The organism is Phytobacter sp., assembly GCF_059074235.1.
Map to the genome: position 1 here is coordinate 1,156,252 of NZ_JCACPZ010000008.1, position 19,822 is coordinate 1,176,073.

Genomic DNA, 19,822 nt, shown 5'->3' on the forward strand with positions numbered 1-19,822 from the left:
TATTTTAGCGTTATTGAGTATAGTTAATTAATATAAACTTAATTAACCGAACATCCCCTAATAAAAATTAGGAAGTTGACATGAGCTATATCAAACCTTCATCACCCTTATAATTCTCAAATGCTTCATCGATTTCTTCAAAATATATAAACTTATTATCTCTCCCAAGAAGAAGCGCAGATGAGCAATGTTTCCTCAAATCATTTACACTGTGAGATACCATTAAAACTGAAGAGTTATGACATCTATGAATAAATACCTCTGCACACTTTTTCTTAAACCTGGCATCACCCACCGCAGTAATCTCATCAACAAGGTAATAATCAAAGTGAAAAGCCATACTCAGCCCAAAGCCAAGGCGGGACCGCATTCCTGATGAGTAGGTTTTAATGGGCATATCAAAATAATTACCCAACTCCGCAAAGTCTTCAACAAAATCAATTTTATCTTTTAATTCGTTTTTTTCTGCATAAAGTCGGGCGACAAATTTCACATTTTCTCTTCCCGTCAAGCTTCCCTGAAAACCACCGGAAAGGCCCACGGGCCAGGAGATCGATTTATCCGTGATAATGCTGCCGGAATCTGGCCTGTCGATACCTCCAATCATCCGAAGTAGCGTTGATTTCCCCGCACCATTTCGTCCAATTAACGCAACGCTCTTTCCGGTGGGCAACTCTATGTTGAGGTCTTTAAACACATAGTGGCGACCTTGCGACGTTCGGTATGATTTAGTTAAGTTCTCTATCTTAATCATGATGTTAACATTGACTCTTCTTTTGTTTTATAGAGCGCCAGACCAATAAATAACGTCACCAACGCACACAGCGCCAGATAATGAAGACTGACTCCCTGGCTTACATAACCCTGAACTACCGACTCCCGGCCAAGCTCTACAGCATGGACAAGTGGATTCCATAATATGTATGGCCAGTATTCTTTAGGAATGGCATGCAAGGGAAACATGATGCAAGAAAGGAAATAGAGTGGCTTGATGAGAATAGGAATAAACTTCTCCGTTTCTGGAAAAGAACGTCCAACGACCATGAATATCATCCCTATACCACATGAAATCATTATCAAGAAAAACCAGGAAAATATTAATGTGATAATGTTATTAATATTAATACTCTCGCCTGAGAGATACATTAAAACCATCAGAATGAAGTAAACGCAAACATAAATAGTCGTCTCCAGTAGAGCACGAGAAAGGATTGTATCAATCGGTTTGACTGGCCGATAATTAAACAATCCCTGATTAGCCTCTATCGCGCCAACTGACCTCAGTACAATGTTGCTAAAAAGAAAATAAGGAATAATTCCATTAAGCAAAAAGACAGGAAACGAGATATCAGGCATTGTACGATGCATGATGAATCCGAAAACTGTCAGCAAGATCAGTAGATGGGCCACTGGCTCAAGAATTGCCCATAAATACCCTAACCGGTATTTACCAAAACGCGTCTTTATCTCACGCATGAACAGCGCCATGATCGCTGCCTGTTGTACTTGTAAACCACTTCTGGCCATGATTGATGGAGCCTTATTTGTTGAGACACGCTACCGCCCCTGGTTTGAGCTACCAGAATGCTTGTTTCTCATCGTGAAAATAAATTAACCTTATCTTTATCAACGAATTAATTTATTTTCGACTGTCTAAACAGCAGAAAAACCAGAGTTAAAAACACAGGGACTTGACTGATAAGATGTGGAAAGTTACCAATCAGACATACAAATTTTTAATTAATGTCACAAAGGCATTCATTTAACGAATTAATTAACTTTTTCATATCAAAAAAAAATGAACATATACCAAATCATTCAGAATTTATATTTCCACTAAATACAAATAATAAAAATCATTCATTAAATGAATTGCATGCAGTCCCAAGGATTATCAGCGGGGTATTAAGGTATACTATTTTTCAGTTCTTTTCTTTGGGTTTTACTTTCACTTACGAATAATGAGAATCACAGCTTATTTAATTAATCACAATAATAATGAATTAAATATGAAGTATTTATCAAAACTATAATCCTCGCATGACCAGCGCATCATCAAGCTCCCGATATACCTGAACCAACTTCTCAAGCGTTGCTCTGTTCAAGCCGCTCGGGTTAGGCAGTACCCAGACCTGGGTCACTCCGATAGTAAAATTCTGCCTGCCCCACGGCGCACCGCGCACGCTGAAGGCTTGCTCAAAGGCTTTTTTCCCCAGAATTGCCAGTGCGGCAGGTTGATAATCTTCAATCTTAAGTATGAGTTCTCGCCCGCCAGAACGGAGCTCATGTAGTCCCACCTCGCTGGCCTGCACTGTTGGTCGCTCCACCAGCATGGTGATGCCACAACGTGTATCCAGGAGATGGTTCTCATCCTCAGGGCGCAGTAACGTGTCCGTAAAGCCGGCCTGATGAATAACCTTCCAGAAGCGATTTCCAGGGTGAGCAAAGTGAAAACCTGTGTGAGCGGATGATTTTCCCGGATTGATGCCACAGAACACCACCCTTAGGCCGGGCGCGAGAATATCGTTGATCATCATCATCTCCGTTAAGTCAAAACCAAACTGTAGTATAACGAATTGAAAACGCGCTGTTTATAAAACAGGCAGCCGGAATATTGAGGCTGGATTGCCCGGTGAAGTTACTTTATAATTCCCCGCCACGGCCCCTTAGCTCAGTGGTTAGAGCAGGCGACTCATAATCGCTTGGTCGCTGGTTCAAGTCCAGCAGGGGCCACCAAATTTTAGCTTTAAAATCATATAATTAAGCCACTTCTGATAGTGGCTTTTTTATTTTCTGGAATCTGAGTGGCGGTAAAATGGCGATGTTATTTTTACCGCCACTTTAATCTAGGACATAAAAAAACCCGCTCATGGCGGGTTTTGTCACATCCATAGCTGGCGCTGGCCGGTTGGCAAAGGATGTGGGGGTGCAGGAACTATTGTGCCTGGTGTGACGATAAAGCGTTCCACTGATTCCATTGTGACGAATGTGCAACTGCAATTGATATTTGTGCACTGATGGTAACGTTCTTTGGTATTTTCGCTGAGGTAACGACTGGTACGTGCGTGTGCTGCGTGCTGGCACTGCGGACAATGAAACATAAAACACCTCAAGTTCACTAAAAGTGAATTAATAATACCCACTTAGTCACCATAAGAGAACTTTTTATTCATCGTTTTCATATTCAACATCCGATAGCTTCACCTCAAGCTCTAACGCCGTTGTGTAACCACTGTTACTTAATGCGTGTGTCACTTTAGTGATTATCCACGCCTGCTCATCTATCACGCGCTTAAACCCTGTAACCCTGACCGGCGTCTCGGGGTAGATATCAGCACGCCCGGTGGCAAGACTGATTGAGAACTCAGCGACACCACGTTGCAACTTGTCCCATTTTGCCTGTGCGGCACGCAGTGCCTGAGCTTTGGTTGCAAAAATGGTCGTCAGTGCAAACACATTATCCGACGTACCGGCCATATATTCACCCTCTCGCGCTTCCGGCACTTTTGGCACTTTAACGGGCTTCGCCTTCGGGTGCGCCGTGGTACTGTTTTTCTGCTCCTTTTTCTTGCGCTTGAGTTTTACTTTCTCGGTTTGCGGCTTCGGGTCTTTGGTGTGCAACCATTTCGCGGTAACGCCGGTATAGGCACCACGGTCAGCAATCGAAAACTGATGCCGGTCGCCGTCACTGCGGGAAATTGTCACCACTGGAATTGCTTTCCCGCTGGCCGTCACGCCCCGCCCACCTTTCAGCAGCAGCAACTTACCCGCTTTGACCGATACCTCCCCGCCGTTGCGCTCCGCCAGCCGGGTCAAAAATTTAACGTCCGATTCCTGCGACTGGTCAACGTGGGGGATTTTAATGCCCGCAAGCTCGGGCGCGACACTCGGCCCCAGTTTGTTACGCGCAGCGATTGCCGCCACTATCGCACCCAGCGTGGTATCGTGCCATGACTGCTCCCTGCGGGAATTGAGTGTGCCGCGAAAATCTGCGCTACGGGCTCGCACGGTGACAGTATCAGGTGCGCCCCGGTGCTCAACTTCATCTACGGTGTAACTGCCTTTATCTGTCAGGGCAAAGCCCTTCCACCCCAAAGACAATGACAGCACCGCCCCGCGCAGGGGTAACTCGACACGCCCGTCGGCATCATCCAGTTCGATATCGAGCTGGTCCGCTTCAAATCCCCGGTTGTCAGTCAGCGTCAGACTTTTCAGACGGTCGCTGATGTTCCCGGTGATATCCTTGCTGTTCACAGACAGCATATAGGCGGGGGTCTGCGCGCCCCCTGCGTAATTATTCAGTGCATCCAGCATCAGCCCACCCCCAACAGACCCGGTAATTTTGTCGCCATGTCGCCAGCCTGGCCAACGAGTGATTCAACCTGTTTTCCGATATCGCCATACAGCGCGGCCAGCGAGGGGTCAACGCGGGTAAGCGCCATCGTAAAATCGATTTTTCGCGGCGAACCGTCTGAAAAAAACAGGCTCCCGGTCTCAGCGACGTTATTGATGACGAACATGCCATAAATCAGCCCGTTGCCATCTATCAGCGGCCATGCGCGCCCCTCTTCGGCCATTAATCTGACAATGTTCATTGTCATTTTGCCGCCCGTAAGTTCGGGATAGAGCGCCCCTGACAGCGTTATTTTTTCTTCGCCGACACCTAAAAACTGATAGGCATCCCTTTTCCCGACACGGGAGTTTGACGGCCAGCGGTATTCTGCGTCACGCTGCATCGTCTGATAGGGCAACGTCTGACGCATGAAAACGAACATTCCCAACGCAAGCATCATATTTTGTCTCCCCTTAATCGTGCATCATGCTGGCGCGTGTTCGGGCGCGCTTGTCGCGTTCGTGCTTTTCGAGCGCATCCTGTAACTGACGGTCAAGCTGATTACCCGGAGCAACGCCCCCCTGTAACGCGATGTGGTACTCGTTTTTACTCTGGTCAACATAAGAGCGCCCCGCCGGTGCCGTGACGGGGGTATAGGCCTGATACCCTTGCGACTGGCTGGTCGCCGGGATGTACCCCCCGCTCTGGGTAGCGGCATTGGCTTTAGCGGCAGTCTGATCCAGCGTGCCCGATTCTTTATTGATGACCCCCAGCTTTTCGAGCACCCAGTCAATCCCGCTACGTAGCTTGTTAAATGCGTTGAGCGGAAGCATCAGCGCATCAGCCAGTGCCTGACCAAACATGACGCCAGTATCCCGGCAACTGTTAAGCGTTTCCTGTGTGGATTTAACCGGGGCAATCAGATTCGTAAACCATTGCCATGCAGCCTGAAGCTGTTGCCCGAGCCAGTCGAAAACCGGACGCAGGGGGGCAAATAACTCTGCAACAGGCGCAAAGGCGGCTTTCAGCCCCTCAATGACACCGCCGAAAAATGCACTGATGGGTTCCCAGTATTTACGGATTAACAATGCTCCGGCGACAATGGCGGCTACCACGGCCACCACCGGCCATGTGATGGCACCGATTGCCGTGACGATAGCGCCCCCGGCAATACTGAATCCCGCACTGAGCAGCCCCGCCCCGGCGATAAGGGCATTGATGCCCGCCATCACCGGCCAGATAACCAGCCCCACGCCACCCAGTACCGCCGCCAGCCCGGCAACGGCTCCGGCCACCATAACCAGATTGGAGGTCAGAGACGGATTGGCGCTCACCCAGGCATTCAGCTTTGTGAGCCAGAGCGTTGCGCTTTTCGTCAGGGTACGTAAATGCGTATCCAGCCCGGCAAAAACATTAAAACGCAGCCCTTCGAACGCCCCTTTCAGGCCAGCGACATCGCCCGATAAATTATCGCGCAAGGTTTTGCCCATGCCATCGGCTGCGCCATTAACATCGCCCATCTGATTTTTTACCCGCGCCAGCGCACCGAGAAAGGCCGGAATCTGGTCTACAGACAAATCTTCAATAGGTGTACCAAACAGAGAAATCGCCGCATTCGCCCTGTCCGCCGGATTTTTAATGGCAAGCAACCCTTTCGCGGTTTTCTGCATGGCAATCCGGGCCTTATCACCGCCGGTCGCAATATCACGCGACATTTTCTCCGCGTTCAGGCCAATCTTTTCATAAGCCGCCACGCTGTTTTTGGACATGTCAGAGCCACGGATGCTGAATTCCTTGATGGCGTCCCCGGTCTTGTCGAGGGCAAATTTCCCCTGCTTTGACATATCGACCAGCAGTGACATCGCTTCTGCGCCGGTGAATCCCATGTTGCGAAAATGGGTTGAGTATTCGTGAAGGATTTCCGGCAGCTCGCCGCGCATCTCCGTGGAAACCCGCTGCATCCCCGACACAATCAAATCCATCGCCTGGTCACTGCTCGCCGCCAGCCCGTTTTTCATCATGATCGCAGCAATCTGGATACTCTCCGCCGTATCCGTGCCAAAGGTGGTCTGCATATCCAGCGCTTTGCGGGTTATGCGGTCGAGCTCTGCCTCGCCGACATTACCCAGCGTACCGAGCGTGCTGCGTACCGCCGACACTGCCTCGGTAATTTTCTCGATGTCCTCACTCACCCCCGATGCATTGATGCGCTGGATCACGTCGGTGTATTGCTTGCCTTTCGAGGGGTCTTCGCCCTGACGTGCGGCTATCAATGCACCGTTTTTTTGTGACTGAATTTCAGGAGCCATTAACCGACTACCGGCATACAGAGCAGCCGTCCCCGCCCCGAGTGAGGCGGCACTGACATTTCGCACGCTTGCCGCCGCCGCTTTGCCGCGCTCATAACGCTGACTGACCGCGTTAAGCCGTTCCTGTTGCTGGCTTACCCTGGCTAATGCTGCACGCTGTCGGTCAAGGTTGGTGGTGGTATTCGTAATGCTGGTTCGCAGTGTGCGCCCGGCATCGGACAGATTCCGGGTATCGATGCCGGACTGTTGCAGCTCGGTACGCTGGCGCTGAACTGCCTGACGCAGAGAGTTATATTTATCCTGCAAGGCCGCTGCACCGCGCCGGGCATTTTCAAATGCTTTGACCTGAGCCGCTGTCGGGTTTGTCGCATTGCGCATCTGTATGCCCAGCGCCTCGGTTTCTGCTTTGGCTTTTTTCAGTGCCTCGCCCGTGACCGCGAGTTGACCACTGACAGTGCGAAAACCTTCAATGCGGCGCGCCTGTGCGTTCAGGGCTTTAAGCTCCTCCTGCGAGCCCCGGATATCAGAGGACAACGTTTTACTTGCTGCCTGTACCGCTTTAAAGGGGCGTGTCGCCTGGTCTACAGCCCGGAGTAATACCTGTAACTTAACGTTTTCACTCATTTGCGTTACCGCTTCGCTGAATCGCTTTTTCGCGCCATGTAATGAGCTCGGTCAGGCTCAGTGGATAAAGCTCTGATGGCGGCCAGTGAAAAATCACTGCAACATCCGCCATCAGGTCATCTACCGACAGTTTCGGGGGAAAAGTTAACGTACCGAACTCGGTGACAAAAAACCGACCACCTTACCGGCCAGCGCAACGAGATCGGGCAATTCCATCGTGGCGACCTCCTGCTCGGTGAGCATAGGTGCGGTCATGCGGGGCAGGACTTTAATCAGCGCATCGACTTCCGAGTTGGCGACCGCAGCAAGGCTCACGCCGCGCAGCGTACCTGCATTCGGTTTAATCAGGGTGATGGATTCAATCAACTGCTCGCCACGTTTGACAGGATTTTCCAGAGTAACAACATTTTCTTTGGTCATGGTTTTCTCGTTTAAAAAGGGGGAGGAGTTAACCGGTCAGCACCGCTGACCGGCGGGTTATTACAGACCGATATTGCGGCGGTGCTGTTCCAGCTTGTCGACACCGTTCACCTTCTCAACCATGTTGATAGTGTCGATTTCAACCAGTTCTTTACCGTCCATTGTCAGTTTGAAGTACGTACAGATAACGGAGATTTTCGACTCGGTATCTTCACCCTGCTTGCTTTCGCCCATGTCGATCTCTTTCTGACGGCCACGCATCAGCACCTCAACCGCGACCGTGTCGCCGGTATCGTCACGCTGATAGGAACCGGCAAAGCGAATGGGGACAGCATCCGCACCGGTAGCCCCGTAAAGCTCCCAGATAACGGCATCGGGGAAACCGCCGAGCGACCATTCCATCGACAGGGCATCATCATCGAGACCGAGGTCGACCGGCGCGACACCATTCATTCCCGCCCCACGGTAGTTTTCGAGCTTACGGGTCAGCTTTGGCAGGGTGATAGAACTCGCCACCCCCTGATAGCTGTAACCGTTCAGAAAAACATTCATTAATTTGAGCTTGCGCGGCATTGCCATTGGGTCAGGCTCCTTATTTGCTGTTGACCGAGGAAACCAGATTCGCCAGATATTTATCCGTGATGCGCTGGCGGAGGGTCAGGTTTTCGAGAGGGGGAACCGGCGTATAGTCGTAATCAATAAACAACTTCCCGGCCTTGAGCGTCTCCTTGTCGTTGGCCTCTTCATCAAACCAGCAGGTCGCATCCACGATGTAACCGTTTGTTTTGAGCTCGCGGAATTTGGCATTGATGCCATCAACGATGTCACGAATCAGCGTGGCGGTAATGGGCCGGTCAACTGCCCACATGTGCGCCTCGGCCATTGTGTCGGCAATCACCTGTGCGGTGCGGGTGTAGTTTTCGAATAAGAAAAGCGGGTCATCAGAACAAGTACGGTTTCCCCAAAAACGAAAACCATCCTTGCGGATAAGCGTCGTCACGCCAGCCTGGTTGAGCAGGTCGGCATCGGTGCCGGGCTCCTGCAAATCCCAGAAGACGGATGCACTGATGCCGGTGACACCATTGACGCCGACGTTAGACAGGGTTTTATGCCAGCCGACTGACTGGTCGATAAACGCACGTAAACCGAGCGCACGGGCTGTCGCGTATGCCGTTGCCGTGGTACTGGAGACGGTATCCCAGGCAAGGAAATCCGGCCAGATAACCATCAGCTCACGCTGGCTGAAGTTGTCGCGGTATTTGATGGCATCAGAAATAGTTTTGCAGCCCCAGGCGCTGACATAACCAAAGGCACGCAGCTTCTGACACACCGGCGCAAGCGCTGTCGCCACTTCGAGGGAGTCATAACCCGGTACACCCAGAATGCGTGGCTTCACACCAGTGACAGCTTCAGCAGTCAGCAGGGCTTTAAGGCCGGTATATATACCGTTCTCATCAGTGGTGCCAATGATATTGGAAATGGTCTGCGCGAATGCGGCCTCTTCATCGTCGCCGGTGCCTTCGGCAACGCGCACCACAACGGTGACGGGTTTTGCCTGGTCAGCAATCGCCTGAAGGGAAGCCGCCAGCGTGCCTTTTTTACCCGCCTTTGCAATAGCGCTTTGCACGCTGGTAATCAGCACCGGCTCATTAAGGGGAAAGGTTGCCGCATCGGCATCACTGGCGGTACACACCATGCCGATGATAGCCGTTGAAACAGTGGAAATGACGCGTGTGCCGTCGTTGATTTCAACAACCTGCACACCATGATGAAAATCACTCATCCTTTTAACTCCGTGGTTAAGGGGTGAGGCTATTCTCATGGCGGCACACGCGGAGGGCTATTTATGAGGGTTTGAAGGTCGCTGGCACAACGACATTCAGACCACGGGCAGTGAATCCGGTGATTCAGGCCAGTTAACATCAGGTGCAACGGTTGTGTCTGTTCTGTTGAGCAGTACCCGAAACTTTTTCCACGCCGTCAGTGCTGCGGTTTCTTCGGGTGTAGCCATGTCCATATCAACGGCATCCTGTAGGATGCTGATTTTTTCAGTGGCGATAGATAGCAGGTGAGATTTTTTCTGTTCTGCTTCTGCGACTTGTGCTGACCTCAGTTTCTGATTATCAGTAACCCACCCACCATCACCCCATACGTCATAGGGCGTGGCAGGTTTATCGGCAACGAAACCGGCCTTGATGTCTCCGATGTAATCAACAATTGACGGTGTTCCATCTATTGTTGAATAGGCCAGCGTCCCACGATGGTCTGCAAGTTGCGACCAGTTTTCCCCGGTAAACACGCGTGCGTAACCAGCAATCTCAGCACCCGGAACAATCGCAGTGGAATGGCCCGGCAGGCTCACGCCGATGGGAATAAATTCATCAGCGTAACCGGCATATTCCCGTGAAAAGGGATCGTAATAAAAACAGCGCAGATTGCCCGACTCAGTAGCCAGACCAGTACTGTCAAACACTGGACGCATTATTTTGCCCTCACTAAGAAGTTAAACGCGAGATTGCGCGGCCGAGTTGCTACGGTGTTTGTGACCAGCGACGTTGATGTCGCTATCGTTGCCTGCGAATACTGAAACGCAGTTTTCGTGAGCGGTGTCGTGATAGTATCCCCGTTCACGTTAGCAATCCCCCCGTCGCCGCCAATTGTCCCAATTGCGCCAACCAGCCCGGTGTCCGCGTAGTTAATATCGACAGAAACGAACGTACCTAACTGGTCACTCAGCAGGGTACGCCCCGCATCAACGCCGCGCCCGTCATCCCAAATACGGGGAAAAACGCCGCGCGCTTCAGGGATAATGAGTCCGGGAAAAGCCAGCGCTAATTTAGGGTATTCGGCCGCTGAAAATGAAGCTCCGTTAAATTTCAGGAACGTCATATCCGCCCACTCAGGGATTACTGAATTTGGCATTGCAGCTAACGGCCAGAAGAACGGGATGCCGATGGCTGGCGCTCCAGATCCCAACCTGAGGTATTCGAGAATCGCGCCGACATCCTTCCCGGACAGGGCCGTTAGTGTCTTATCCAGAGGTTGCTTATTCGCCAGCTCCCCGGATACAAGAGCGGCAATCACCGCCTGCACAAACTCCGCTGTAGCAACTCGTGTATCGTTCGCTATGACAGGCGGCGTGGGCGCTTTTGGCTTGCCGGTAAAGGTCGGGCTGTCCTTTGTTGCATATTGCGAATGCGGGTCAGCCGCCGCAAGGTGCTTAGCCATCAGGTCATCGACATACAGTTTCAGCTCAATCGCCTTGTCATCGGCATATTTGCGGGTTGCCAGCACGATGGCAGGGTCGATTTTCAGCGTGACCGCCGAGGTGCTCGACACAATCAAAATCATGCGGATGGTCTGCGTGCGTCCGCTCCCCTCCTGCAACTGCGGCTTGTACGTCTCCGGGCAGTTCGCCACGGCAACCAGATCGCCGTCATCGTCGTAAAGACCAATTTCTCTAATCCAGAAACCACCCTCATTCTCGGGAATGATTTGCTCGGCGATAATCTGGCTGGCGTTATTTGGGTCAACACTGAGCATATTTAACGGTGCAATGCGCTTCTGGTTAACGAGTTTTGTTTGTGCCGGGTCGGGCGTAGGCAATACGCCATTGCCGTCGCCGACCGCTAATCTTGTCAGGTTCAGCTTCGTGCCGAGCGCTGCCGCATTCGCCAGTTTTGCCGCGCCCTGATTCGTCAGAATGGCGAGATATTTCGTCATGCGTTCACTCTCAGGTTGTCGATTAAATGGATGGCCGAGGCCGGGAAATACTCACCGCCGACGACAATTTCCTCGGGGGTATAGGGGTAAACCGTCAGCGTGTCGCCGAGGTAACAGCCCGCACCGACATACGTTTCGCCGGTTGTACTGAGGCTTATCGCCAGCCCGGTTAAGTGGCGGCTGGCGGGTTTTGCGTCATTAATCAGGCGCTCAAGCTCCTGATACATTTCATCCGTGATGCCGTTATCGAGCACGCCGACGACCAGGCGGAAAGTGCCGGGTTCCTCGTTGAGTTCCCACCACTCTTTCACCTCAATGAGATAGCCGAGCGGCTCCACCACACGGCGCAATGCACTGATGGTGCCTTTATGCTGATGGATGAAAAACGAGGAGGCGATAACGCTGCGCTTTGTCGCTTCCGGCCAGTTGAAATCCCACCGGTCAACGGACAGCGCCCACGCCAGATAGGGCAACAGGTTCACCGGGCAGGTGTTGGCGTTCCATAGCGTGCGCAATGGCACGGGTACGCGGTTAATTTCCGCCGCTGCTTTCGCTGCGGCCACCTCCAGCGCAGAAGAGCCCACCGGCAACAGGCGGTTATCACTCATCCGTCCCCCCTGCGGTAATCACATAATCCGTGCAGAAAGAGGCCTGATGCTGACCGAGCACCATGTCGCTTGCCGGGTTAATCAGCGCCACACGCTGCACCCCCTCAACGTGCAGCGCGGCATAAATGGCAGACTGGCGAATATCCCGCCCGAGTCGGTGCTGCGAGGTGATGTAGCTATTGAGCTGTCGCTCTGCCGCCTGGCGGATGGGCTCCGCTTCCGGGCCGGGGTAAAAGTAGAGAACAGCATCAATCTGATAAGGCACGATTTCAGCGGCCTGAACGGTCACGCGGTCGCCTACAGGGCGAACGTCTTCAGCATTGAGCGCCTTTTCCACCACGGCCAGCAACCCGGCGCTGGCTGTTCCGTCGTTTTCCCGTGACAGCACCGTAATGGTGACGCATGCCGGGGAAGGGCTGACGACAGAAATATCGGCGACGCGCCCGTCGGCACTGCGTCCGTGGTACTCATAAGCGCCAGTTGGCCCGGCCACGCTCAGCCCCTCAAAAGCCTGTTGCGCACGCAGACGTAAATCGGTGTCAGATTCCATTACCGCCGCCGTGGGCGGGACAGTGCTGTCGTCAGCCGGGGTGATGGTCAGACGCGCTGTATTGTTATTCCCGGCCATGTTGTCGAGGTCGTTTTGACTCGCAAAGGCCAGCATGCAGCCTTTTGCGGCATCGTTTACGCGCTGACGCCAGATAACCTCACGGTAGGCGTTTTCTTCCAGATATTTCACCAGTGGATCGGATTCCAGCGCCAGCGTTCGGGCGACAGCGTCCTGCTGTTCTTCAGGAAACAGAGAAATCAGTGTTGCCTTTCGCTCAGCGAGGATGATTTCGAAGTCGAGCACTTCGACAACATCCGGCGCGGGGAGCTGGCTCAGGTCGATAATCGGCATGGTATTAGCTCACTGGGATGGTTAAAGAAAGAGGCGCGCCGGTATCGGCAAGCGTCCCCGTCAGGTTGACGACCAGCTTCCCGTCGTACTGGCGCACGGTGTCCACTGCCGACAGGCTGACGCGGGGCTCCCACTTCAGAACAGCCATATAAACGGCGACCTTGATTTGTAGCTCAAGTGCCGGGGTCTGCGGCTGGTCAATCATGTCAAACAGCAACGAGCCATATTCACGGCGCATCACGCGTGTGCCGACAGGCGTGCGCAAAATGTCACTCAGGCTCTGACTGATGTGCTCCGCGTCCGTAATGGTTTTTCCGGTACTGCGGCTCATACCGAGATAACGGGCTGTCATAGTGGCGATCCTGTTGTGCCGCCGCTGTCGCCGGGGTGTTTATGGGTGTGCAGCACCTTGCCGTTTGACGACAGTGCCCCGCCGGTGTGCGTGATATCGCCACGCATCTGACCGCCTTTTTGTACCTCAAGCGAACCGGTGATGAGTTTTTGAGTACAGACCACCTCCGGGGTGTCCAGGGTGATACGCTCTGCCGCTTTCACCAGCACCACCGGCACCGTGAGGGTGACGGACTCTGATGCAGTCACATCAGCGGTTTTGATGCCGCTGACCGACAGAGCCCCCGTCTCCGGCTCATACTCGATAACGGCACCGTCAGGAAAGGCAATATGCAAAGCATCCGCGGAGGCTGACGGTGCGGGATGGTCATCAGAGAAAATGGCAGGCAGCACAAAAGCCGTATCGAGCTCACCGCCAACGGACAGAATAATGACCTGCTCACCCACAGACGGGGCCCACCATGTGCGGGAACGCCCGGCGCGCTGGGTCAGCCACTGGAGCCAGTCGGTTTTAATGCCGCCGGTCTGCACACGACAGCGACCGGCATCAAGGTCAGTTTCGACAATGACACCGGTGCGGATCATGTTTCGAATCGCACGGGCGAGTTCCTGAAGATTTGCGAGTGTGTTCATACCAGAAAGGATGCCGCCGGGGGGAACCGGCGGCAATTAAGGCGGGTTATGTCAGGAGTGACACAACGTTAACCGGCAAGATGATTAATGATAATGCTCTCGATAAGGTGCTGGTCATCTTCTGAAAAGCCGAGCAACGGTCGCTCGGGGTACTGGATAACCGGGCCGGTGCGCCCCGGCTTATCCTTCAGGCCGGATTGATGCACCTGGACAATGCGCTGCACCTTTCCGGTAAACTCCACAGCCGCCGAACTGTCATCACCGCTGGCTTTCATGTAACGATTGGTGCGTAGCTTCGCGAACATTTCCCGCTTGACGCGGTTTTTTTTGCCCTTAATCGGCTGTCGCTTTCGCGGGGTAAATGGCGTGCCATCCGGTGCCACTTGCGCCTTGATGCGCTGTTGCTGTTTCTGACGCAATGTCTTCGCAATGTCTACCGTCATACGACGACGGCCTGCCGGTGACTGTGCCGCAATCAGCGCCTCAAGTCGTTTCTCGAAGGGGGTAAATTCACTCATCAATCTGACTCGCAAGTTCACCATTCATATAAATCGCCACGGGGAGTGTCACCGGCTCTGGCGGCTCAGGCTCGGGAAGAGTTTCAACATGCAGGGCATCATTGACCGCTTTAACGAGCGTGCGCTCGGTCAGGAGCAGGCTCATGCTGATATCAATACTGCTGTCGTTATTGATGTCAGCATAATAAGTAAATCCCTTTTTACGCCCCTCGTCAGTGGTCATGATGTCCGGCTGTTGCACGCGCAGCCATGCCAGCACCGGCACAATCAACAAATCAATATCACCGGCGAAATCCGTCACCACCACATTCAATGTGTACTGCTTTTCAAATGACAATGACGCGGCAAGCGTGGACGCAATTTTCCCGTTATCAATAAACAGGCGCAGCATATCGGGGTTATTTCGCAACACCGGCACCGCGTCAGTGAGGGCTTTGCGTAAACTGTCTGGCTTCAGCATCTAAATCATCCTGGCACTGTTTGACCGCTTCCACCTGTAGCGCGCAGCTCTCTAACGCGCGCTCAAGGTGACGAATATCAGCACTGAGGTCGCCGTTATTTTGGGGGTCGCTGCCCGGCATCGGGCAAAGCGCCACTTTCGGGCATCCGTTGTAAACAATCACCGGCGCTGGCACAGGCGGCGCGTCGGTGCAACCGGCGCACAGCATCAGGCAAATCAGCGCTATACCAGCGGCGAAAGGCTTCATTTTCATGGAGTAACCTCGTGATAGTTTTTTCCCGCTGCGCCTCGCTCTCACTGGCTGCATGCAGCTTCTCGCGCAATTGCACCTGCGCCCGCTCATTTTTATCCGCCCTGGCGGTCGCCACGCTGAGCTGATTTTTCAGCATGCCAATGACGTTTTTTTGCTGCGTGGCAACAGCGTTTGCCTTGTCAAAAGATTTCCGAAGCGTGCTGTTTTCATGCCGCAACCACCACAGCCCCGCCAGCGCACCCAGCAGGAGGATCACAATCATTCTGGACATCAGTTTGCCCCTCTCATGCAGTAAGCCCATTCCCGCTCCCGGCGATTCTCAAGCCCTTTGTTTATGGTGCCGTTGACAAAGACCCAGCGCCTCAACTGGTCGCACGCCTGCCACCACTGCTGGCGCTTGAGGTACGAGACCAGCGTCGACCGACAGGCCGCACCGGTGCCGACGTTGAAAGCAAAACTGACCAGCGCCTCATAAACAGGCTGCGGCATATCTACCGGCGCACAGACAGCCAGTTTTCTTTCGACGTTGAGCACGTCGGCAACAAGATTGGCTGCGGCCTGCTTTTCGGTAATGTCACGGGCAGGCGTGACCCCCGCCGTGTGACCGATACCCGTTGTCCACACACCGGCGCTGCACTGGTAAGGGGTGAGCCGACATCCCTCAAGGTCAGCAATCAGGGCCAGCCCCTCCGGGGAGGTCTGGAGTAAACGAAAATCAGGCACCAGTGCCGCCAGCGCCAGCACAACAGCCACACTGCAACGTTTGATGAAGGTCGACATAATTACGGCCTCCTGGGTGGAGCGGACATCACCACGGGGGTGACTTGCGGGCGGGAAAGTTCAAGCTGATAGCTTTTTCGCCGGTAGTACCAGTTAACGCCGACGGTCATGACGACACCGAACACGCCAAAATACGCGGCGAAATCCTGCGGCGTCACGGCACCGAATGCCGCCAGCGCAACACTGAGCCAGTAGGCAATAAAAGAGGTGATTTTTTCGATATTCAGTCCCACAGACTTACGGTCTCCTTTACGGGTGACGATTGCACTTCAGGCATTTCAACGGTCGTACCGTGCGGCAGCACCGCACCGAGCTCAGCAAGACCTGGATTTGCCGCGAGCACCGCCTCAAACACACCTTGTGTGCGCCCGTAGTACCGGGCGCAAAGGGCATCAAGGGTGTCTCCCTGTAGTGCACGGATGCGCATCAGATTTGCCCCACGATGCAGCGGGCTTTGTCCTGGATACGCGAGACCGACCAGCGCATATCACGCCACATCTCATCGATAGTGCTGTCAATGCTGTCGGCTTTCTTATCGCCTTTGGCACTCGCGTCAGCCCCTCTGTAACGCTCGTACAGCGTCGCGGTGGTCATCGCGCATACCGCATTGAAGTAGTGGAAAACACGCACGCTCTCGCCGTCGAGTTCATCCGTTGGCACGTCCTCCAGTCGCAGGTAGCCTGCGTCCTGTTGAACGCCGCGCCATTCATGCAATTCGGCATTGGTTTCCGCCATCGCGGTTTTAATCGCCCGACGCAGACGCACTGCCGAAACGGTCTGCTCCAGGCGCACTTCTTCCCGTACCCGCTTCGGGTCAATGTCCGGGAAAAAAGGGGTGTTTTTAATGACCTGCTCCTCAACGGGAACGGGCGGAATAACCAGCGGCTCTCGCTTTTGTACCGGGTTATTTATTACAAGTGTCGTCATGACAACCTCGGGTTATAGGTGGGCGGTGGACGCCGGTCTCAGTCAGGGCATGAAATACCCGCATTGACCGGCGTGCCGCCCGGCTCGGGGAGCGTTCGGTTAACTGGCGGGTGTGACCGCCTTTCGTGGGCGTCCGCGCTTCGCGGGGGGAGTGCCCGCCGGTTTGCGCGCACGCGCGTTAGTCTGTCGGCCCGGTCTGGTCTGACGCTCTGGCTTCGGCTTCAGTGCACTTTCCAGACGCTCAATATCTTTTTTTACCCCTGCGGCCCGGTCTAACTGCATCGCACGTTGCAGGTGCGTAAGTGCGTCGCTCAACTGGTCTGCATCGCGCAACACATAGCCGGTCATTTTGTGCAACTTCGCACGCACAACATCCGGCATATCGGCCTGCTCTGTCAGGTTGATGGCATCCAGCAGATTCGCCACGCTGACGGACTGGCTGGCGTCGCGCTGGCGCTGTACTGACAACGCCACCTCTTCAGCCAGCAGATAAGCCGCATGGCGCTTGCTGTTCGGCATGCTCAGGCCATAGGTCAAGGCATAACGGGCGATATCGAGCGCACCGGGGATATCGTCAGCATCGAGACGCCACAGCATGACGGTCATCACGATGTCATCCTGCGCGCCCTTCCCCCCGGTCAGCACACCACTGACCCACGGGGCATAAAACGGCAACAGCTCGCGCTTTTTGTCGGCTTTGCGCTCTTTTGAATGGATTGTTGATAACGTCCGGCGGTCTGCGGCCAGCTTAACCAGCATCTGCTCGTAGGCAGTTGCATGGCGCAGCGGGGCGGTATCCCGCCGCGCATTTTCAGTGGCCGAGACCCGCATCATGTGACGTGCTGCGGGGCTCGTCATGGCTTACTCTCCGGCGTTCGGTTGAGAGGGTGCCTCAGTACTTTCAGGCTCAGCCGGTGCAGTGAATTTACCCAGGGTGATATGTTCAATCAGGCAACCGGCGGCATAGGCTTCAACCACATAATCAATGTTCATTGATTCGTAGTTTTCGATACGGTCTTTTTTTGGTTCTTCAATGATGGCGCGGCGGTGCGCATCATCCATGAAGTAAATCGACAGGTTATCGAGGCGCGTTACCATCAGCGCATTGGCCGGGAAGTACGGCACGCGCACGGCAGGCAGATTGCCAATGCGTTTCTGGCTGACGATGATGTCACCCGCGAGCGCCTCGCTGTTTTCCTGCGTCTTGTTGACGATAGGGAAATACTTATCCGCCAGCAGCTTGCGCCCTGTAATGACCACGAGCTCCGGGTCATCCTGATAAATCTCATCAATCAGGTTGGTGGTGGCATCCATGACCAGTGCATCAAGGTTTTCATAGTCGCCATGCACGCCCACGCGGATCACATCAGAAATCACCGTGCCGTCTTCAGCGGTCACTCTGGACATCACGCGCTTCGGCGCTTCGTTGCGGTACTTTTGCAACCAGCCGGTGGCAACGTCCTGTAGCATCGGATATTGCTTGCGGTTTGAGGTCTCCGCACGCATCACACCGTTAAAACCGGCCATGATAAAATCGAGCGACTGACGCTTGATAATGGCGTCACGTAAACGGGTCTGGAAGTCCTGGAAGCGCGCCCACAGGTCAAGCTGCTTGTAACGGATATGGAAATCGAAGTTGATTTGCGCACATTCGTATTTGTTGGATTCCAGTGCAGTGAAGTCGGCTGTCTTACGCTCGTCATCACCGGCGGTGTCTGAGGTGCTGGCAATCGTACCGTTTACACCCACACCAACTTTTTCCCCTTTCATTTCATCGACCGGCACGATGTTGACGCGGGTCAGAAATTCAGAGGACGCCTGTAGCGTGGTCATCAGGGTTTGCGTCACTGAGGGCTCAACGCTGAATTTCTTCGCCACATCACTGGTGTCGACGCCATTCAGTTCCGCGACACGGCTCAGGTAGGCATTAAATTTAAAGCGGGTTTCTTTACGCATTGTGGTTCCTGTTTTTCAAAAAGAGTTCAGACCGGGCAACACGCCCGGTGCGCTATCAGCAGTTGGTGAGCAACGCATCGCCCGTGCCGCCTTTCGACTTCTCACGACGGGGCTGGCTGAGACTTTCGGTGTTATCCAGTGAGGTTTTCAGGTCGTTAAACGCCTGAGTGCTGGCTTCGCTGGTCGCAGTAACGTCCTGTTGTAACGTTGAAAACGCCGCTTCCATTTCAGCCAGGCGCTTATCAGTTGCCGACAGGCTGGTTTGCACATGCTCAGAAACCGCCGTGACGGCCTCATGCACATCATGAAAACGCGCATCGTCATTGGCCTGTTTGCGGCTGAAAATCGCCTTAACCGTTGCGGTCAGGCTGGTCAGCATGGTGTCGGGAACTTCTTCGAATTCCAGCTCAGCCAGTGACGCCACCGAGAAGAGGTCGCCGGGCTGGTCTTTTTTACCGGCGAGCGGGTTCTGCGTGGCACGGCTGCAAAATTCCAGATACTCCGTGCCGAGGCTTGCCGGGTCGTCAGTCACGGCCAGCCCCACAAGGTAACTTTTGCCGGTGTTGGCAAAGTTCGGGCGGATTTCCATTGAGGTGTAAACTTTCTGACCGGCACGCACCATGCTGACCAGCTCGTCGAGCGGTGCAATTTTGCCGAACAACGCTTTTTTACCGTTCAGCGCAGAATCATCGCTGATGATTTCGGCTTTAAGCTCGACCACATCGCCGTAACGCTTGAGCACGCTGTCAGGAATGACACTGCGCAGATGTTCCAGATTGATACGGCAACCGTAGACACGCGGGTCGAATGAATCAGCCATATCCTGAATATCTTCGCCACTGATCACACGGCCATCGCAGGTGTCACCCTCGACGCCAATGCGAAACCATTTAGAAATTTTCTTTGCCATTGTTCAGGTGTCCTGATGTTGGGTTTTCGGTTCGGGGTTAGTTTCCCGACTCCGGCCCCCCTCGACCACCGGTTGCTGAGGTGCAACCTTCGACACAACAGGCGCTTAGCGATTAA

At 53.7% G+C, this 19,822-nt stretch carries 28 protein-coding genes and 1 tRNA gene; 1 reads left to right on the forward strand and 28 read right to left on the reverse strand.

What is annotated here, in order from left to right; all coding sequences use genetic code 11:
* Positions 1–85 precede the first annotated feature (85 nt).
* The 3 genes from AC5JPW_RS23305 to mug all read right to left on the reverse strand — a co-directional run bounded on the left by AC5JPW_RS23305 (position 86) and on the right by mug (position 2,534).
* Positions 86–754, reverse strand: a complete 669-nt coding sequence (locus AC5JPW_RS23305; RefSeq protein ID WP_494243471.1) for an ABC transporter ATP-binding protein — start codon at positions 752–754, stop codon at positions 86–88.
* Positions 751–1,527: an ABC transporter permease gene (locus AC5JPW_RS23310; protein WP_494243473.1), complete on the reverse strand. Its 777-nt coding sequence runs from the start codon at positions 1,525–1,527 to the stop codon at positions 751–753. The genes AC5JPW_RS23305 and AC5JPW_RS23310 overlap by 4 nt, the downstream gene beginning before the upstream one ends.
* 500 nt (positions 1,528–2,027) lie before the next feature.
* Entirely contained in the window at positions 2,028–2,534 is a 507-nt protein-coding gene (mug, locus tag AC5JPW_RS23315; RefSeq protein WP_494243936.1) for a G/U mismatch-specific DNA glycosylase, read from the reverse strand.
* A 126-nt stretch (positions 2,535–2,660) separates the two neighbouring features.
* Here mug and AC5JPW_RS23320 point away from each other — a divergent pair.
* Positions 2,661–2,736: transfer RNA gene (locus tag AC5JPW_RS23320), tRNA-Ile, on the forward strand.
* Positions 2,737–2,882: 146 nt separating this feature from the next.
* On the opposite strand, the gene AC5JPW_RS23325 is transcribed toward AC5JPW_RS23320, so the two are convergent.
* The 25 genes from AC5JPW_RS23325 to AC5JPW_RS23445 form a co-directional block, all read right to left on the reverse strand.
* Positions 2,883–3,101: a DNA-binding transcriptional regulator gene (locus tag AC5JPW_RS23325; RefSeq protein ID WP_494243474.1), complete on the reverse strand. Its 219-nt coding sequence runs from the start codon at positions 3,099–3,101 to the stop codon at positions 2,883–2,885.
* 64 nt (positions 3,102–3,165) lie between these two features.
* The gene (locus tag AC5JPW_RS23330) at positions 3,166–4,314 is read right to left on the reverse strand and encodes a phage late control D family protein (protein ID WP_494243475.1); all 1,149 of its coding nucleotides are present in this window, start codon (positions 4,312–4,314) and stop codon (positions 3,166–3,168) included.
* Entirely contained in the window at positions 4,314–4,793 is a 480-nt protein-coding gene (locus AC5JPW_RS23335) for a phage tail protein (protein ID WP_494243477.1), read from the reverse strand. Before AC5JPW_RS23335 ends, AC5JPW_RS23330 begins: the two co-directional genes overlap by 1 nt.
* A 13-nt stretch (positions 4,794–4,806) precedes the next feature.
* Positions 4,807–7,266, reverse strand: coding sequence for a phage tail tape measure protein (locus AC5JPW_RS23340; protein ID WP_494243479.1), 2,460 nt, complete (start codon positions 7,264–7,266; stop codon positions 4,807–4,809).
* Entirely contained in the window at positions 7,259–7,378 is a 120-nt protein-coding gene (locus tag AC5JPW_RS23345) for a GpE family phage tail protein (protein WP_494243481.1), read from the reverse strand. Before AC5JPW_RS23345 ends, AC5JPW_RS23340 begins: the two co-directional genes overlap by 8 nt.
* Positions 7,379–7,410: 32 nt before the next feature.
* Entirely contained in the window at positions 7,411–7,686 is a 276-nt protein-coding gene (locus tag AC5JPW_RS23350; RefSeq protein ID WP_494243482.1) for a phage tail assembly protein, read from the reverse strand.
* Positions 7,687–7,746: 60 nt separating this feature from the next.
* Positions 7,747–8,265, reverse strand: a complete 519-nt coding sequence (locus AC5JPW_RS23355; protein WP_494243484.1) for a phage major tail tube protein — start codon at positions 8,263–8,265, stop codon at positions 7,747–7,749.
* A 13-nt stretch (positions 8,266–8,278) separates the two neighbouring features.
* Positions 8,279–9,469, reverse strand: coding sequence for a phage tail sheath protein (locus tag AC5JPW_RS23360; protein WP_494243486.1), 1,191 nt, complete (start codon positions 9,467–9,469; stop codon positions 8,279–8,281).
* A 96-nt stretch (positions 9,470–9,565) separates the two neighbouring features.
* On the reverse strand, positions 9,566–10,168 hold the full coding sequence (locus tag AC5JPW_RS23365; protein WP_494243488.1) for a tail fiber assembly protein: 603 nt from the start codon (positions 10,166–10,168) through the stop codon (positions 9,566–9,568).
* A complete protein-coding gene (locus tag AC5JPW_RS23370) occupies positions 10,168–11,409 on the reverse strand; it encodes a phage tail protein (RefSeq protein WP_494243490.1) in 1,242 nt (413 codons plus the stop codon). Before AC5JPW_RS23370 ends, AC5JPW_RS23365 begins: the two co-directional genes overlap by 1 nt.
* Complete coding sequence (locus tag AC5JPW_RS23375) at positions 11,406–12,017, reverse strand: phage tail protein I (protein ID WP_494243492.1); 612 nt, start codon at positions 12,015–12,017, stop codon at positions 11,406–11,408. Before AC5JPW_RS23375 ends, AC5JPW_RS23370 begins: the two co-directional genes overlap by 4 nt.
* A complete protein-coding gene (locus tag AC5JPW_RS23380; protein ID WP_494243494.1) occupies positions 12,010–12,918 on the reverse strand; it encodes a baseplate assembly protein in 909 nt (302 codons plus the stop codon). The genes AC5JPW_RS23375 and AC5JPW_RS23380 overlap by 8 nt, the downstream gene beginning before the upstream one ends.
* Positions 12,919–12,922: 4 nt before the next feature.
* On the reverse strand, positions 12,923–13,270 hold the full coding sequence (locus AC5JPW_RS23385; protein ID WP_494243496.1) for a GPW/gp25 family protein: 348 nt from the start codon (positions 13,268–13,270) through the stop codon (positions 12,923–12,925).
* Positions 13,267–13,902 carry a phage baseplate assembly protein V gene (locus AC5JPW_RS23390; RefSeq protein ID WP_494243497.1) on the reverse strand — a complete coding sequence of 212 codons (636 nt, stop codon included), beginning with the start codon at positions 13,900–13,902 and terminating at the stop codon, positions 13,267–13,269. Before AC5JPW_RS23390 ends, AC5JPW_RS23385 begins: the two co-directional genes overlap by 4 nt.
* 68 nt (positions 13,903–13,970) lie before the next feature.
* Complete coding sequence (locus tag AC5JPW_RS23395; RefSeq protein ID WP_494243498.1) at positions 13,971–14,420, reverse strand: phage virion morphogenesis protein; 450 nt, start codon at positions 14,418–14,420, stop codon at positions 13,971–13,973.
* Positions 14,413–14,880 (reverse strand): phage tail protein, encoded by a 468-nt coding sequence (locus AC5JPW_RS23400; RefSeq protein WP_494243500.1) that lies wholly within the window; start codon positions 14,878–14,880, stop codon positions 14,413–14,415. The genes AC5JPW_RS23395 and AC5JPW_RS23400 overlap by 8 nt, the downstream gene beginning before the upstream one ends.
* Positions 14,843–15,088: an Rz1-like lysis system protein LysC gene (lysC, locus tag AC5JPW_RS23405; protein WP_494243502.1), complete on the reverse strand. Its 246-nt coding sequence runs from the start codon at positions 15,086–15,088 to the stop codon at positions 14,843–14,845. The genes AC5JPW_RS23400 and lysC overlap by 38 nt, the downstream gene beginning before the upstream one ends.
* Entirely contained in the window at positions 14,976–15,404 is a 429-nt protein-coding gene (lysB, locus tag AC5JPW_RS23410; protein WP_494243504.1) for an Rz-like lysis system protein LysB, read from the reverse strand. The genes lysC and lysB overlap by 113 nt, the downstream gene beginning before the upstream one ends.
* Positions 15,404–15,913, reverse strand: a complete 510-nt coding sequence (locus AC5JPW_RS23415) for a lysozyme (protein WP_494243505.1) — start codon at positions 15,911–15,913, stop codon at positions 15,404–15,406. The genes lysB and AC5JPW_RS23415 overlap by 1 nt, the downstream gene beginning before the upstream one ends.
* Positions 15,914–15,915: 2 nt before the next feature.
* On the reverse strand, positions 15,916–16,146 hold the full coding sequence (locus AC5JPW_RS23420) for an HP1 family phage holin (RefSeq protein WP_494243507.1): 231 nt from the start codon (positions 16,144–16,146) through the stop codon (positions 15,916–15,918).
* Complete coding sequence (locus AC5JPW_RS23425; protein WP_494243509.1) at positions 16,137–16,340, reverse strand: tail protein X; 204 nt, start codon at positions 16,338–16,340, stop codon at positions 16,137–16,139. Before AC5JPW_RS23425 ends, AC5JPW_RS23420 begins: the two co-directional genes overlap by 10 nt.
* The gene (locus tag AC5JPW_RS23430; protein ID WP_494243511.1) at positions 16,340–16,840 is read right to left on the reverse strand and encodes a head completion/stabilization protein; all 501 of its coding nucleotides are present in this window, start codon (positions 16,838–16,840) and stop codon (positions 16,340–16,342) included. The genes AC5JPW_RS23425 and AC5JPW_RS23430 overlap by 1 nt, the downstream gene beginning before the upstream one ends.
* A 99-nt stretch (positions 16,841–16,939) precedes the next feature.
* Positions 16,940–17,698 (reverse strand): phage terminase small subunit, encoded by a 759-nt coding sequence (locus AC5JPW_RS23435; RefSeq protein ID WP_494243513.1) that lies wholly within the window; start codon positions 17,696–17,698, stop codon positions 16,940–16,942.
* A 3-nt stretch (positions 17,699–17,701) separates the two neighbouring features.
* A complete protein-coding gene (locus tag AC5JPW_RS23440; protein ID WP_494243515.1) occupies positions 17,702–18,796 on the reverse strand; it encodes a phage major capsid protein, P2 family in 1,095 nt (364 codons plus the stop codon).
* 55 nt (positions 18,797–18,851) lie between these two features.
* Positions 18,852–19,706 carry a GPO family capsid scaffolding protein gene (locus AC5JPW_RS23445; RefSeq protein WP_494243517.1) on the reverse strand — a complete coding sequence of 285 codons (855 nt, stop codon included), beginning with the start codon at positions 19,704–19,706 and terminating at the stop codon, positions 18,852–18,854.
* Positions 19,707–19,822: the final 116 nt, after the last annotated feature.